Here is a 13,987-nt window from a genome sequence, read left to right as displayed (position 1 = left end):
AGCGCGCGCTCCGAGTCCCGAGTCCCGGGTCCCGGGTCCCGGCTCCACCCGGCGCTCAGCCGTCGGTGCCGGCGACGGTCATTCGACCGACCAGGATCGAGCCGGTGAGGATGGCCGAGCGCGGGTCGATGTCGCCGCCAACCGCGACGATGCCGGAAAACACGTCGCGAAGATTTCCGGCGATGGTGACTTCCTCGACCGGATGCACGATGCGGCCGTGTTCCACCCAGAATCCGGCGGCGCCGCGCGAGTAGTCGCCGGTCACCAGGTTCACGCCCTGGCCCATCAGCTCGGTGACCACCAGGCCGCTGCCCATTTCGGACAGCAGGTCCTCGAACGAGGGCGACGACGCCCCGGTCACCACCAGGTTGTGGATGCCGCCGGCGTTGCCGGTGCTGGCCAGGCCCAGGCGCCGGGCCGAATAGCTGCCCAGCACATAGCGCGCCACCTCACCCTCGCGGACCAGGTCCGAATCGAGGGTGGCGACGCCATCGGAGTCGAAGCAGGTCGAGCCGTGGCCGCGCGGCAGGAAGGGCCGCTCGGCGATGTCGAGGAAAGACGGGAACACTTGCTGGCCGATCGAGTCGAGCAGGAACGAGGCGCGCCGGTACAGCGGCCCGCCGCTGACCGCCGAGACGAAATGGCCGATCAGGCCCCGCGCCGTTTCCGGAACGAACAGCACCGGGCACTCTCGGGTCGACAACGGCCTGGCCTGCAGGCGCGCCAGCACGCGCTCCGCGGCGCGCCGGCCGATCGCCCCGGGCTCGGCGAGATCGGCGACCGCCCGGGTGCTGTCGTACCAGTAGTCGCGCTGCATGTTTTCCCCGCTGCCGGCGACCAGCACGCAGGACAGGCTGTGCCGGGTGCTGCGCTCGGCGCCCACGAAGCCGTGGCTGTTGGCGTACACGCCCAGCGATTCGCCGGTCTGCACGGTGGCGCCCTCGGAGTTGCCGATGCGCGCGTCCACCGCCAGCCCCGCCGCCTCGCAGGCGCGCGCCAGGGCCACCGCCTCGCCGGCTTCGACCGGCCAGGGATGCCACAGGTCGAGGTCGCGCAGTTCGGTGGCGATCAGCGCCGGGTCGGCCAGGCCGGCGGCCGGGTCGGCCTCGGTGTGCCGGGCGATCGCGCAGGCATGGGCGACGGTGGTCTCCAGCGAGGCCGGGTCGAGATCCGCGCTGCTGGCACTGCCCTTGCGCTGGCCGAAGTAGACGGTGACCGCGACGCCGCGGTCGCGCTGGCGCTCGATGGTCTCGACCTCGCCGAGACGGACGCTGGCGCTCAGGCCGCGATCGCTGTTCAGCACCACCTCGGCCTGGCTGGCGCCATGGCGCAGGCAGCGCCGTACCAGATCGTCGGCCTGCATGGCGAGCTGGTCGAGTTCCCGCTGGCGCAGGTCGGAATCGGTGGTGGCGGTTGAATTCATGGCCGCGCGATTGTCGCATGCCGACCGCAACGCCGATCCCACCCCCTGTTCGCGGGGTGGGCGCCGCAACGCCCGGCGCCGAGACTGTGCAGGTCCCGTCCGGAAGCCGACATGCCCGCGCCCCGTCCCAGTCAGCGCAGAATTCTCGCCTGCTTCCTGCTGTGTGGCGCCACAGCCAGCGCCGTCGCCGCCCTGCGGCCACCTCCAGCCGGACTTTTGCCGTCCGGACTCGCGGCCGCCCCGGACCGTCGCGTCGACCGCGACACGCGTTTCCAGTACGTCGCGGTGTTCCCTCCGGGCACCGGATCGGGCGAGATCGAGGCCTGGCGCCGGCAGGTGCTGGTGCGCAGCCACCGGGCGCCGTGCTTCCACGGCTGGCCCTGCCTGGCGCGGCTGCTGCGGCTGTCGGAGCAGGGCCCGACCGGCGTCGAACTGCTGGCCTTCGACCTGCAGGCCGATGCCCCGCCGCGCGAGCGCGCTGCGGTCCTGGCGGCGGCCCGGCGCACCGCGCCGAGGCCGACGCTGTACGCCGATGCCAGCCCCGCCCAGGTCGCCGCCGGCGCCCTGCAGCCCCTGCCCACCCCCGAGGACACGTTTCGATGAATGCACCGTGCCGCACCTTGCTGGCCGCCGTCCTGGCCCTGGCCGTCGCCGGACCCGCCCATGCCGTGTTCGTAAACGGCGGCTTCGAGCAGAACAGCTTCCAGGGCTGGACCCTGGGCGGCGGCAGCAACCCGGGACTGGCCGGCGCGCCGCCGTTCACCGGCGACTCGATCCGCATCAACGGCAGCACGCCCGGGCCGGCCAGCATCGTCGGCCCCGGCAGCAGCGATCCGCGGGCGCCGCAGATCGCCCTGCCCCGGGTCGGCAACCACACCGCAAAGATCAACGACGAGGCCAGCGGCGCGCGCATCACCACGCTGCGCCAGAGCGACGTGCTGACCCAGGCCGACATCGATCCCGGCGATGGACTGCCGCACGTCCGGTTCGCGTTCGCGCCGGTGCTGGAAGACCCCAGCCACCTTCCGCAGCAGCAACCTTACTTCTACGTCGCGGTGCGCAACACCGCCGACAACAGCGTGCTGTTCGAGCAGTTCGCCTACTCCGGCCAGCCGGGCGTGCAGTTCCGCAACGACGTCGGCAACTGGCGCTACCTGCCGTTCCAGGACGTCGACGCCGTACTGCCGGCCAGCGCGATCGGCCAGACCATCGAGCTGACCGCGATCGCCGCCGACTGCTCGCTGGGCGCCCACGGCGGCTACGTGTACCTGGACGGCTTCGGCTCGGCGCCGGTCGGCGGCCCGACGCCGCCGCAGCCAGCCCTGCCGGTGCCGGCCCTGGACCGCTTCGGCCTGCTGCTGATGGCCCTGGCGATGGCGCTGGCCGGCCTGTGGCTGTGGCGCCGCCCGGTGCCGCGCCCCTGACCGGTGTCCGGGGCTGCGGCAGCGCTCAGCGCGCGTCGCGGCCGACCAGCCCCAGGCGGGTGGCGGCCAGGGTTGCCTCGGCCCGGCTGCCGACCTGCAGCTTGCGGTAGATGTCCTTCACGTAGCCCGCGCAGGTATGCCGCGACAGACCCAGCGCCTGGGCCACCGCGGGCACCGTCAGGCCCTTGCCGATCAGGCCCAGCACCTCGCGCTCGCGCGCGGTCAGCGCCTCCTGGTCGTCCTCGCCCGGCGCGCCGCCGGCGGCGGCCGGCGGCGCCGGCTGGAACTGGCGCAGCAGGCGGCGGGCGATGCTGGGCGAAAGCGGCGGCTGGCCGTCGACGATGCCGAGCAGCATCGCCGCAAGCGGCTCGCGCGACTGGTCCTTGAGGACATAGCCCTGGGCCCCGGCGCGCAGGGCCGGGAACAGGTGGGCGTCGTCGTCGAACACGGTGGCGACCACGCACACCGTGGTCGCACCGGCGCCACGCAGGGCGGCGATCACCTCGATGCCCGAGCCGTCGGGCAGGCCGAGGTCGACCAGGGCCAGGTCGGGCGTGGGCTGCAGCAGGGCCAGGGCCTGCGCGACCGTGCCGGCCTCGACCACGGCAGCCGCAGGGAACGCCGTCTTCGCCGCCGCGGACAGCCAGGCGCGGCTGGCCGCGAGGTCGTCGAGCACCAGCACCCGCGCGACCGCTCCTCCGCTCACCGACCATCCCCGCCGGGCAGGGGCGCGCGCAGCAGCACCTTGGTGCCGCCCAGCGTCCCGGCGCGCCAGTCGATCTCGCCGTCCAGCGCCCGGGCGCGATCGCGCATGTTGCGTACGCCGCTGCCGGCAGCGGCACCGACGCCGGCCAGGTCGGCGCTGCCGTCGTCGGTCAGCTCCAGCAGCAGCTCGGGGCCGGCCGCCACCTGCACGCGCACGCGCAGGCTGCGCGCGCCGCCATGGTGCAGGGCATTGCTGATCGCCTCGCGCACGATGCGCCGCAGATGCAGGGCGCTGGCGCTGTCCAGGGCCGGATCGGGCAGGTCCTCGGGCTGTTGCCAGGCAAGGCCGGCATCGACCGCAGCCAGGCGCCGGCGCGCCTCGGCCTGGATGTCGGCCAGCACCTCGCCCAGCGTACCCGGCTCGCCGCGCGCACGGGTGACCATGTCGCGCAGGTCCTGCAGCAGGGCGCGGGCGCGGTCGGCGCTGTCCTGGTCGGGCGCGGCGTAGACCATCTCCAGCAGACGGGCGCCGAGGTCGTCGTGCAGGTCGGCGTGGATGCGCGCGCGTTCCTCGGCAGCCGCCTGCTCGACCAGCGCCCGGGTGGCCGGGGCGTGCGTCCCGGCCGCCGCGCCGGGCCGGCGCAGCCGACGCAGCAGGAGGACATTGCCGAGCACGGAGACGGCCAGCGCCGCCGCCAGCAGTCCGAGCAGGGCGCTCACGGCGCCGCTCCGGCGGCGACCTGCGCCTGCGCCAGGCGCTGGTCGGCCGCCTGGGTGCGCGGATGGTCCTCGCCGAACAGTCCGGCCAGGCGGGCGCGGGCGTCGCGCAGGACGGCCTCGGCTTCGGCGCGGCGACCCAGGCGCAGCAGGGCCAGGCCGTGGTTGCTGGTGAAGATGGCGTGGTAGGCATGCTCGCGCCCCAGCGCCCGCCCGGTGCGCTCCAGCAGGTCGACGTAGACCGCCTCGGCCTCGGCCGCGCGGCCGGATTCCAGGAGCAGCATGGCCAGATTGTTGCGCGGCGCCAGCAGGGGCGGGCTGTCGCCCTGCCCGGCCGCCTCGCCCTGCGCGAACAGGTCCCGGTAGGTGGCCTCGGCGCCGACGATGTCGCCCCGGGCCTCCTGCAGGAAGGCCAACGCGTTGAGGCTGGTCAGCGCCTGCGCGTGGCCGGGCCCGAAGCGCTCGCGGAAACCGGCGAGGCTGCCCCGCACCAGCGGCTCGGCCTCGTCCAGGCGACCGCGCTCGAGCAGCATGTTGCCGAGCATCTGCATGCTGGTCAGGGTGTCGGCATGCTGGTCGCCCAGCACCTCGGCGCGCAGGGCGAGCACCTGTCCGGTTTCGGCGATCGCCTCGTCCAGACGGCCCAGGGCCTGCAGCACGGTGGCGCGCGCGTGGCGCGTGGACAGCGTCCGCGGATGGCGTTCGCCGTCGCGGTCCAGACGCAGTGCCAGCACCTGATCGGCCAGGGCGATCGCCTCGTCCAGGCGCCCGCTGTCGCGCAGCAGGCCCAGCAAGTTGCTGCGCGCGGTCTCCGCGGAGGCGTCGTCGCCGGCCAGCCCGCCGGCCTCGGCCGCGGCGATCAGCGCCCGGTAGCCGGTCTCGGCCTCACGCGGTCGCCCGGCCTCGTCGTGGACACGGGCGCTGGCCAGTTCGATGCGTGCGCGTCGCGACGCCGGTGCCCCGGGCCAGGCCGCCTGCGCCTCGGCCAGCGTCGCCAGGGCATCGTCGAAGCGGCCGAGCTCGGCGAGCAGGCTGCCGCGCAGGCGCAGCAGGCCGTGGGCCAGCTCCGGTTCGTCGCGCGGCGCCTGGGCGAGCGCCTCGTCGACCAGGGCCAGGGCGCGTTCGAATTCGCCCAGCCCGGCGCGGGTCTGCGCCAGCGTGCGCCGGACCGCCGAACGCACCGACGGCAGCGCGATGTCGTCCAGCCCCAGTTCGGCCTCGTCCAGCACCTGCGCCACGGTGACCGCGCGGCCCAGGGCACGCGAAGGATCGGCCGCCGACAGCATCCGCTCGAGAAACTCGTTCACGGCCTCCTGCCCGGCCAGGCGTTGCTCGGCCAGCGCACGCGCCTGCGCCTCCGACCAGGCAAGGCGCAGCGAGACCGCGGTGGCGACCACCAGGGTGGCGAGCACCAGGCTCGCGGCCAGCGCCGCGACCCGGTGCCGGCGCAGCAGCCGCGACAGCAGGTAGGCGGCGGTGGGCGAGCGCGCCTCGACCGGCCGCTGGTCGAGCCAGCGCGTCAGGTCGGCGCCGAATTCGGCGGCGCTGGCGTAGCGGCGTTCCGGCGCCGGGGCCATCGCCTTGCCGACGATGGCGTCGAGATCGCCGTCGACGCCAGGCAGGACCTGGGCCAGGCGCGGCGGCTCGCCGCCGCGGTGCACGGCGACGGCCTCGAACAGCGTCGCGCTGGCGAGCTGCGGCCAGGGCAGGCGGCCGGCCAGCAGCTCGAAGGCGATCACGCCCAGCGCATGGATGTCGGCGCGGGCGTCGACGCCTTCGGGCGGCCCGGCGAGCTGCTCGGGCGCCATGTAGGGCAGCGAGCCCAGCACCTGGCCAGCCTGGGTGGCACCGTCGTCCGGACCGAGCAGGCGGGCGATGCCGAAATCCAGCACCCGCGGCCGACCCTCGGCATCGACCAGGATGTTCTCCGGCTTGAGGTCGCGGTGCACGATGCCGTTGCCGTGGGCATGCTGGACCGCATCGCACAGCGCAACCAGCAGGTGCGCCACGGCGCGCGGCCGGCCCTGCACCTGCTGCCGCCAGGCGCGCAGGTCGATGCCGCGCACGCGCTCCATCGACAACCAGGACAGCGGCAGGCCGGCGCCCGGCTCCTCGCCGGCGGCGTACAGGCGGGCGATGCCCGGGTGCGCCAGGCGCGCCAGCGCGGCGATCTCGCGCTGGATCCGGGCGCTGGCCGCCGGCCCGACCCCGGCCACCACCTTGAGCGCCACCTCGCGTTCGGGCGAGCGCTGCCTGGCGAGGTAGACGCGACCCATCGCCCCCTCGCCCAGCACGCCGATGATTTCGTGTCCGCCGATCCTGGCGGGCAGGTTGTCCGACATCGGGACGTCCCTCTCCCTTCGACGGTCATCGTGCCACAGCCGTCGCCGGGCAATACACTGCGACGATGGATCACGATGAAGACGACTTCGCGCCGGCCGAGCGCATCAGCAAGCGCGCCACCGGCCCGTCGCGCAGCCAGCGCAAGCGCGAGGCGCTCGACGTGCTGGCGTTGGCCGCCACGCTGATGGCGGCGCCGGCTGGCCAGGTCCAGCGCCTGGCGATGCCGGAGGAACTGGCCGAGCTGGTCGCGACGTCGAGGCGCGTCCAGCAGCAGATCGCCCGCAAGCGGCAGACCCAGTACCTGGCCAAGCAGTTGCGCAGGCAGGATGCCGCACTGCTGGAGACGATCCGTGCCGCCTTCACCGAGGACCGCGATGCCGCCCGCCGTGAAGCGGCCAGGTTGCATCGCGTCGAGCGCCTGCGCGACCGCCTGCTCGTCGAGGGCGACGGCGCACTGGAAGGTCTGCTGGATGAGCACCCGCATGCCGATGCCACGCACCTGCGACAACTGCTGCGCCAGGCGCACAAGGAGCGCGAGGAGAACGCACCACCGCATGCCGCACGCGCGCTGTTCCGTGCCCTGCGCGAACTGCTCGCCGCCGCCGATGCGCGGCGCGGTGGGGAAGACGACTCCGGAGACGACCCGGAAGAGGACTGAGTCCAGGGCGCCGGCTCCAGGCACCGGAAACGAAAACGGCCCCGTCGGGGCCGTTTTCTTATCTGGCGGAGAGAGAGGGATTCGAACCCTCGATGGAGTTTTTAGCCCCATACTCCCTTAGCAGGGGAGCCCCTTCGGCCTCTCGGGCATCTCTCCGTTGTTCGTGCAATTCCGCAGCCGGTGACATCGCCCGGTCGTAATCATTCTAGGCTCGATCATCCTGATCTCGCCAAGAATGCCGGGGCCAGGCTTCCTGCCTGGCCCGTTCGCCTTGCGGCTCACCCCTTAGCAGGGGAGCCCCTTCGGCCTCTCGGGCATCTCTCCGTTGTTCGTGCAACTCCGCAGCCGGTGACATCGCCCGGTCGTAATCATTCCAGGCTCGATCATCCTGATCTCGCCGGGAACGCACCGGCCAGGCTCCAACCGGAGCGCAACCGCGGCCGCAAAGCATAGCGGCAGCGGCGGGCCCGGGTCAAAGCCGCTCAGCCGCTGCCCTTGCCGCCGTCGCCGGGCGCCGGCGGTTCGCCGCGCTCAGCCTCCGGGTGGATGCGCTGGAAGATCTCCTCGCGATGCACGGTGACGTCGCGCGGCGCGGTGATGCCGAGCCGGACCTGGTTGCCCTTGACGCCGAGCACGGTCACCGTGACGGTATCGCCGATCATCAGGGTCTCGCCGACCCTGCGCGTGAGTATGAGCATGCTCGCTGCCCTCCTAGCCGCCCGCTGCGCGATTCCTGCGCAGGTACGGAGCTTCCACTGCTCCGACCCCGGATGCGCCTGCACCCGGGACGGGCCCCTGTGCGCCCGATAGTAGCGGAGCCGCGGAAAAAGCCGCAACGCGGAACAGGCGCACACTTGGCGGTGGCGGTGGCGGTGGCGGTGGCGGTGGCGAAGGGGACCGGGGACCGGGGACCGGGGACCGGGGACCAGGGACCAGGGACCAGGGACCGGGGGTGGGACGCGGAAGGCTCGAAGCGACGACCGCAGAGCGAGAGACCTGGTCGATCTGCGCTGCCTGGCCCCGGGTGGGGATTGGCAGCGGAAGACCGGAAGCCGGCAAGTGTTGTCGTCAGCCGATCCGCTGGCGGACCCAGTCCGGCACCGCGGCCAGGGCGGACTCGAGCGCCGGCGAGTCCTCGCCGCCGCCCTGCGCCATGTCGGGGCGGCCACCGCCGCGCCCGCCGATCTGGGCAGCGACATGGCCCAGCAGCTCGCCCGCCTTGACCTTGCCGAGCGCCGCGCCGTGGCTGCCGGCGACCAGTTGCACCTTGCCGTCGGCGCGCGCCGCCAGCACGATCACGGCATCGCCCAGGCGCTGCTTGAGGCTGTCGACGCCGTCGCGCAGCGCCTTGCTGTCGGCACCGTCCAGCACCGCCGCCAGGACCTTCAACCCGCCGACTTCCACGCTTCGCGCCGCCAGGTCGCCGGCGGCGGCCGCGGCCTGCCGGGCCTTGACCGCCTCCAGGGCCTTCTCCAGCGACTTCTGGCGCTCGAGCAGCGCGCGCAGCTTGTCCACGAAATCCTCGCCACGACCGCCGACCAGCTGCTCGGCGGCCTCCAGCCGCGCCTGCTGCTGGGCGACGTGGGCCAGGGCGCCATCGCCGGTGACCGCCTCGATGCGGCGCACGCCGGCCGCGACACCGCCTTCGGACACGATGCGGAACAGGCCGATGTCGCCGGTGCGGGCGACGTGGGTGCCGCCGCACAGCTCGGTGGAGAAATCGCCCAGGCGCAGCACGCGGACGCGCTCGCCGTACTTCTCGCCAAACAGAGCCAGGGCACCGAAATCGAGCGCCTCCTGCATGCCCATGTGGCGGATGTCGGCTTCGTGGTTGGCGCGGATCTGCGCGTTGACGATCGCCTCGATGCGCGCCAGTTCGGCGGCGCCGACCGGCTGGAAGTGCGAGAAGTCGAAGCGCAGGCGGTCGGGCGCGACCAGCGAACCCTTCTGCTGGACGTGTTCGCCCAGCACCTCGCGCAAGGCGGCGTGCAGCAGATGGGTGGCGGTGTGGTTGAGCACGGTGGCCGCGCGACGCTGCGTGTCGATGCCGGCGCTGACGCGGTCGCCGACGCGCAATGCGGCGCTGCCCTGCCAGCGGCCGACATGGCCGTGGAAGGTGCCAGCCAGCTTGATCGTGTCGGAAACCTCGAAACGGCCACCGGAGACCTCGAGCGTGCCGGTGTCGCCGACCTGGCCGCCGGACTCGGCGTAGAACGGGGTGGCATCGAGAATGACGATGGCCTCTTCGCCCTCGGCCAGGGAATCGACTTCGCGGCCATCGCGCAGGATCGCCAGCACCTGCAGGTCGCCGGCAGCGCCGCCGTCGTAGCCCAGGAAGCGGGTCGGCGCCAGGCGCTGCACCAGGTCGGCGGGGATCTGCCCGCGGGCGGCGAACTGGCCGGCCGCGCGCGCACGCTCGCGCTGCTTGGTCATCGCCGCCTCGAAGCCGGCCATGTCGATGGCCAGGCCGCGCTCGCGGGCGACGTCGGCGGTCAGGTCGGCGGGAAATCCGTAGGTGTCGTACAGGCGGAACACGTCCTCGCCGGCCACGGTGCCGCTGCTGCGCGCCGCGACCTCCTCGAACACCTTCATGCCTTGGTCGAGGGTCTCGGCGAACCGCTCCTCCTCGGTGCGCAGGGCCTGCTCGACCAGGGCCTGCTTGCGCGCAAGCTCGGGGTAGGCCTGGCCCATGACCTCGACCAGGGGCGCAACCATGCGGTGGAAGAACAGCTCGCGGCAGCCGAGCTGGTGGCCGTGGCGCAGGGCGCGGCGGATGATCCGTCGCAACACGTAGCCGCGCCCCTCGTTGGAGGGCAGCACGCCGTCGACGACCAGGAAACTGCAGGCGCGGATATGGTCGGCGATCACCCGCAGGGACTTGTTCTCGAGGTCGGCGGTGCCGGTCAGCGCCGCGGCGGCGCCGATCAGGTGCCGGAACTGGTCGGTCTCGTAGTTGGAATGCACGTGCTGCAGCACCGCCGCCAGCCGCTCCAGGCCCATGCCGGTGTCGACGCAGGGCTTGGGCAGCGGCACCAGAGTACCGTCTGGCTGGCGGTCGAACTGCATGAAGACCAGGTTCCAGATCTCGATGTAGCGGTCGCCGTCTTCGTCGGGCGAGCCGGGCGGGCCGCCGGCGACCTCCGGGCCGTGGTCGTAGAAGACCTCGGTGCAGGGCCCGCAGGGACCGGTGTCGCCCATCTGCCAGAAGTTGTCGGAGGCGAACGGCGCGCCCTTGTTGTCGCCGATCCGGACGATGCGCTCCTCGGGCACGCCAACGGCGTCGCGCCACAGCGCAAAGGCCTCCTCGTCGGTGTGGTAGACGGTCACCCACAGCCGTTCGGCGGGCAGCCCGTAGACGCCGGTCAGCAGTTCCCAGGCGTATCGGATCGCCTCGTCCTTGAAGTAGTCGCCGAAGCTGAAGTTGCCCAGCATCTCGAAGAAGGTGTGGTGGCGCGCGGTGTAGCCGACCGAATCGAGGTCGTTGTGCTTGCCGCCGGCACGCACGCAGCGCTGGCTGGTGGCGGCGCGCGCATAGCTGCGCTTCTCGGCGCCCAGGAACACGTCCTTGAACTGCACCATGCCGGCATTGGTGAACAGCAAGGTGGGGTCGTTGCCCGGCACCAGGGGGCTGGACGGCACGACTTCATGCCCCTTGCCGCGGAAAAAGTCGAGGAACTGCTGGCGGATCTGGTTGCTGCTGGGCATGGCGGCTTTCGAAAGGGTCGGGCGGGCCCGGCCGGCCGCTTGGGGACGACCGGGGGGCACTCGCCGGGAACTGGGCATTCTAGCCCGGACGTTTCGTCAGGACGCGCAGCGAGGCTGTCGGGATCGCGTCGTGGGGCGGGCGGCGGACCGCCGGACCGTGAAGGCACGCCCGACGCCCTGTCGATCCGGCCAGCGCGAGCGGCCTGCGCCCCGGCGCGAAGGTCGGCGGCCTCAGCGGCGTCCTCATCGAACACCCGGGCTGGCGCCTCGCCACGCGCCGGGTGGACGTCCCCGGATCCTGACGGGCCGCAGGGTTTCTCGGGATGGCGGGCGCGCCCGCGCGTGCCGCACGCGGGCCCTGCCCGGGTGTCGGGAAGGCCGCCGCCTGCTCGCGGGACGCGCAGTCGCGCCGGAAAGGCAGGGCGATCGTCCGGATCGCCGGCCCGGGTGGGCGACCCGCCGGTCAGCCCGGGGCGAGGACACGGACGACGATGTAGCCCTGACGCCAATAGAGGGCGTCGAGGACGCGGATCGCCAGGCGGTCGATCCAGCGCTCGGGCAGATGTCGCGCATACAGCTCCCAGCCGCGGCTCTCGCCCAGCAGGCGGAAGCCGTGGCGGAGCGGGGTTTCCAGGAACAGCGCCTCGGGCAGGGGCGCCTCGTCGGCGTCTTCGTGGTCGCCTGCCAGCAGCGCGACGCGCTCGCTCATCACGCTGCCGGCGTTCCAGCGCTCGATCGGCCAGGGCGCGCGCGACACCTTCGGCTGCACCGGCTCGGCGAGCAGGAGCACGCCATCGTCGGCCAGCCGCGGCCGGATCAGGTCGAGCAGGCCGGCGAACATTTCGGGCGGCAGGTGGTGGACGAAGCCCACGCAACTGATGAAGCGGTAGCGCTGCCGGTCGGCCTTGAGGAAATCGAACACCGAGGCCTGCTGCAACCGCGCTCGCGCCAGGCCGGCGGCCTGCAGGTTGCGCTGCGCCTGCGCCAGCATCCCGCCGCTCTGGTCGACGCCGACCAGGCCCTGGAACCGGTCGCCATAGCGCATCAGCATGTGGCCGGTCCCGCAGGCCAGGTCGAGCATGTCGCCGCCGCGCGGCAGGTGCGCTTCGATGCGGCGGAACAGCAGGGCGCTGCCGGCCGCCCGCGGCTCCGAGATGACCTGGTCGTAGACGTGCGCGGTGCTGTCGTGGAACAGACGGTCGCGATCGAAGTGCTGCTGGAGGTCGGGATCGATGCTCATGCCGGGAGATCGGGAAGGCGGTCGCGCATGATGCCATCGCCGCGCCGGGATCGCCGCGCGCGAGCCGTCCCGGGGTCAGTCGTCGTCGGACTCGCCGGTCAGGGAGAACCCGGCCAGGACCTCACGGACCAGGGCACCAGGAAAGCCGCGCCGCTGCAGGAAGGCCGCGCAGCGCCGGCGCCCGGCCGGGTCGCCCAGGCTGGCGCCGAAGCGGCGGCTGCACAGTTCGCGCGCCCGTTCCGCCCAGTCGACCGTCTGGGCCTCGACGGCCGCCCGCGCGTTGGCGTCGTCGACACCGTGGCTGCGCAGCTCCGAAGCGATGGCGATCGGACCCTGGCCGCGGGCGATGCGGCTGCGGACCAGCAGTTCGGCGAAGCGCTGGTCGGACTGCAGGTCGCGGTCGCCCAGTTCGGACAGGGTGGCGGCGATGGCATCGGCCTCGGCGCCGCCGTCGGCGAGCTTGCGTGCCAGCTCCCGCGCGGAATGTTCGCGTCGGGCAAGCAGGCCCATGGCCCGGGCCATCGGATCGACCGCCGGCGGCGGCTCGTCCCGGTCGCGCCGGCCGCCGCGCCCGCCGCCCCAGCGCGGCCCCCGGCCACTCATGGCAGCCGGGCCACTTCAGGCGACGACGGCGGCACCCGGTCCGCCACGGCAGGGACGAGGCCGTCCGGCGCCGGCCCTGCCATCCGGCATGCCGCCGGCCGTGCCATCAGTCGGCTTCCTCCAGCGCGACCTCGGCCTCGCTGCCGCGGCTGGCGACCGGCACCACCAGCTTCTCGCGCAGCTTGCCCTCGATCTCGGCGGCCACCGAGGGGTTGTCGCGCAGGAACTGGCGCGCCGACTCCTTGCCCTGGCCCAGGCGTTCGCCGCCGTAGCTGTACCAGGCGCCGGACTTGTCGACGATCTTGTGCTCGACGCCCATATCGATCATCTCGCCTTCGCGGGAGATGCCCTGGCCGTAGAGGATCTCGAAGTTCACCACCTTGAACGGCGGCGCCATCTTGTTCTTGACCACCTTGACCTTGGTCTGGTTGCCGACGATCTCGTCGCCGTTCTTGATCGCGCCGATGCGGCGGATGTCCAGGCGCACCGAGGCGTAGAACTTCAGGGCGTTGCCGCCGGTGGTGGTCTCCGGGTTCTGGCCCGGCATCATCATGCCGATCTTCATGCGCAGCTGGTTGATGAAGATCACCATGCAGTTGCTGCGCTTGATGTTGCCGGTCAGCTTGCGCAGCGCCTGGCTCATCAGGCGCGCCTGCAGGCCGACCTGCAGCTCGCCCATCTCGCCCTCGATCTCGGCCTTCGGGGTCAGCGCCGCCACCGAGTCGACCACGACGACGTCGACGGCGCCGGAGCGCACCAGCATGTCGGCGATCTCCAGGGCCTGTTCGCCGGTGTCCGGCTGGCTGACCAGCAGGTCGTCGATGTTGACGCCCAGCTTCTCGGCGTAGGACGGGTCCAGCGCGTGCTCGGCATCGATGAAGGCGGCGGTACCGCCAGCCTTCTGGGCCTGGGCGATCACCTGCAGGGTGAGGGTGGTCTTGCCCGAGGATTCCGGACCGTAGATCTCGACCACGCGGCCGCGCGGCAGGCCGCCGATGCCGAGCGCGACGTCCAGCGCCAGCGAGCCGGTCGACACGGCATCCACCGAGTCGCTGGGCCGGTCGCCCATGCGCATCACGGTGCCCTTGCCGAACTGCTTCTCGATCTGGCCCAGGGCGGCGGTCAGGGCGCGCTTGCGGTTCTCGTCCATGGTGCTTTGTCCCGTGTCG

12 protein-coding genes and 1 tRNA gene are annotated in these 13,987 nt (G+C 72.9%); 3 read left to right on the top strand and 10 right to left on the bottom strand.

Annotation, left to right across the window (positions count from 1 at the left end):
* Positions 1 to 55 precede the first annotated feature (55 nt).
* Positions 56 to 1,423: a metalloprotease PmbA gene (pmbA, locus tag KF823_15015; protein MBX3727218.1), complete on the bottom strand. Its 1,368-nt coding sequence runs from the start codon at positions 1,421 to 1,423 to the stop codon at positions 56 to 58.
* Positions 1,424 to 1,534: 111 nt separating this feature from the next.
* On the opposite strand from pmbA, the gene KF823_15010 reads away from it, so the two are divergent.
* The gene (locus tag KF823_15010) at positions 1,535 to 2,026 is read left to right on the top strand and encodes a hypothetical protein (GenBank protein MBX3727217.1); all 492 of its coding nucleotides are present in this window, start codon (positions 1,535 to 1,537) and stop codon (positions 2,024 to 2,026) included.
* Positions 2,023 to 2,847 (top strand): hypothetical protein, encoded by an 825-nt coding sequence (locus KF823_15005; GenBank protein MBX3727216.1) that lies wholly within the window; start codon positions 2,023 to 2,025, stop codon positions 2,845 to 2,847. Before KF823_15010 ends, KF823_15005 begins: the two co-directional genes overlap by 4 nt.
* 25 nt (positions 2,848 to 2,872) lie before the next feature.
* Here KF823_15005 and KF823_15000 read toward each other — a convergent pair whose 3' ends face one another.
* Genes KF823_15000 through KF823_14990 form a run of 3 tightly spaced genes read right to left on the bottom strand, consistent with a single transcriptional unit; the run spans position 2,873 to position 6,611 of the window.
* Positions 2,873 to 3,553 carry a response regulator transcription factor gene (locus tag KF823_15000; GenBank protein MBX3727215.1) on the bottom strand — a complete coding sequence of 227 codons (681 nt, stop codon included), beginning with the start codon at positions 3,551 to 3,553 and terminating at the stop codon, positions 2,873 to 2,875.
* The gene (locus KF823_14995) at positions 3,550 to 4,272 is read right to left on the bottom strand and encodes a hypothetical protein (GenBank protein MBX3727214.1); all 723 of its coding nucleotides are present in this window, start codon (positions 4,270 to 4,272) and stop codon (positions 3,550 to 3,552) included. The genes KF823_15000 and KF823_14995 overlap by 4 nt, the downstream gene beginning before the upstream one ends.
* Positions 4,269 to 6,611 (bottom strand): serine/threonine protein kinase, encoded by a 2,343-nt coding sequence (locus KF823_14990; protein MBX3727213.1) that lies wholly within the window; start codon positions 6,609 to 6,611, stop codon positions 4,269 to 4,271. The genes KF823_14995 and KF823_14990 overlap by 4 nt, the downstream gene beginning before the upstream one ends.
* Before the next feature lie 65 nt (positions 6,612 to 6,676).
* Here KF823_14990 and KF823_14985 point away from each other — a divergent pair, with 65 nt between their 5' ends.
* On the top strand, positions 6,677 to 7,270 hold the full coding sequence (locus tag KF823_14985) for a DUF615 domain-containing protein (protein MBX3727212.1): 594 nt from the start codon (positions 6,677 to 6,679) through the stop codon (positions 7,268 to 7,270).
* Between the two features lie 63 nt (positions 7,271 to 7,333).
* On the opposite strand, the gene KF823_14980 is transcribed toward KF823_14985, so the two are convergent.
* The 6 genes from KF823_14980 to recA all read right to left on the bottom strand — a co-directional run bounded on the left by KF823_14980 (position 7,334) and on the right by recA (position 13,968).
* Positions 7,334 to 7,426 (bottom strand) — tRNA-Ser (locus KF823_14980).
* A 326-nt stretch (positions 7,427 to 7,752) separates the two neighbouring features.
* Positions 7,753 to 7,968, bottom strand: a complete 216-nt coding sequence (gene csrA / locus KF823_14975; protein ID MBX3727211.1) for a carbon storage regulator CsrA — start codon at positions 7,966 to 7,968, stop codon at positions 7,753 to 7,755.
* Positions 7,969 to 8,338: 370 nt separating this feature from the next.
* On the bottom strand, positions 8,339 to 10,975 hold the full coding sequence (gene alaS, locus KF823_14970) for an alanine--tRNA ligase (GenBank protein MBX3727210.1): 2,637 nt from the start codon (positions 10,973 to 10,975) through the stop codon (positions 8,339 to 8,341).
* Positions 10,976 to 11,438: 463 nt separating this feature from the next.
* The gene (locus KF823_14965; GenBank protein ID MBX3727209.1) at positions 11,439 to 12,215 is read right to left on the bottom strand and encodes a class I SAM-dependent methyltransferase; all 777 of its coding nucleotides are present in this window, start codon (positions 12,213 to 12,215) and stop codon (positions 11,439 to 11,441) included.
* 75 nt (positions 12,216 to 12,290) lie between these two features.
* Positions 12,291 to 12,818: a regulatory protein RecX gene (locus KF823_14960; protein ID MBX3727208.1), complete on the bottom strand. Its 528-nt coding sequence runs from the start codon at positions 12,816 to 12,818 to the stop codon at positions 12,291 to 12,293.
* 106 nt (positions 12,819 to 12,924) lie between these two features.
* On the bottom strand, positions 12,925 to 13,968 hold the full coding sequence (recA, locus tag KF823_14955; GenBank protein MBX3727207.1) for a recombinase RecA: 1,044 nt from the start codon (positions 13,966 to 13,968) through the stop codon (positions 12,925 to 12,927).
* Positions 13,969 to 13,987 lie beyond the last annotated feature (19 nt).

This window comes from Lysobacterales bacterium (genome assembly GCA_019634735.1).
Taxonomy (GTDB): domain Bacteria; phylum Pseudomonadota; class Gammaproteobacteria; order Xanthomonadales; family UBA2363; genus Pseudofulvimonas.
Note: the sequence above shows the minus strand (reverse complement) of the source record. Positions and strands in the feature narration are given on the sequence as shown.

What these genes read in the sequence shown, in the direction of transcription:
- csrA (MBX3727211.1), bottom strand. Translation starts at nt 7,968, where the DNA reads ATGCTCATACTCACGCGCAGGGTCGGCGAGACCCTGATGATCGGCGAT.
- KF823_14990 (MBX3727213.1), bottom strand. Translation starts at nt 6,611, where the DNA reads ATGTCGGACAACCTGCCCGCCAGGATCGGCGGACACGAAATCATCGGC.
- KF823_14960 (MBX3727208.1), bottom strand. Translation starts at nt 12,818, where the DNA reads ATGAGTGGCCGGGGGCCGCGCTGGGGCGGCGGGCGCGGCGGCCGGCGC.
- KF823_15010 (MBX3727217.1), top strand. Translation starts at nt 1,535, where the DNA reads ATGCCCGCGCCCCGTCCCAGTCAGCGCAGAATTCTCGCCTGCTTCCTG.
- KF823_14965 (MBX3727209.1), bottom strand. Translation starts at nt 12,215, where the DNA reads ATGAGCATCGATCCCGACCTCCAGCAGCACTTCGATCGCGACCGTCTG.
- KF823_14985 (MBX3727212.1), top strand. Translation starts at nt 6,677, where the DNA reads ATGGATCACGATGAAGACGACTTCGCGCCGGCCGAGCGCATCAGCAAG.
- KF823_15005 (MBX3727216.1), top strand. Translation starts at nt 2,023, where the DNA reads ATGAATGCACCGTGCCGCACCTTGCTGGCCGCCGTCCTGGCCCTGGCC.
- recA (MBX3727207.1), bottom strand. Translation starts at nt 13,968, where the DNA reads ATGGACGAGAACCGCAAGCGCGCCCTGACCGCCGCCCTGGGCCAGATC.
- pmbA (MBX3727218.1), bottom strand. Translation starts at nt 1,423, where the DNA reads ATGAATTCAACCGCCACCACCGATTCCGACCTGCGCCAGCGGGAACTC.
- alaS (MBX3727210.1), bottom strand. Translation starts at nt 10,975, where the DNA reads ATGCCCAGCAGCAACCAGATCCGCCAGCAGTTCCTCGACTTTTTCCGC.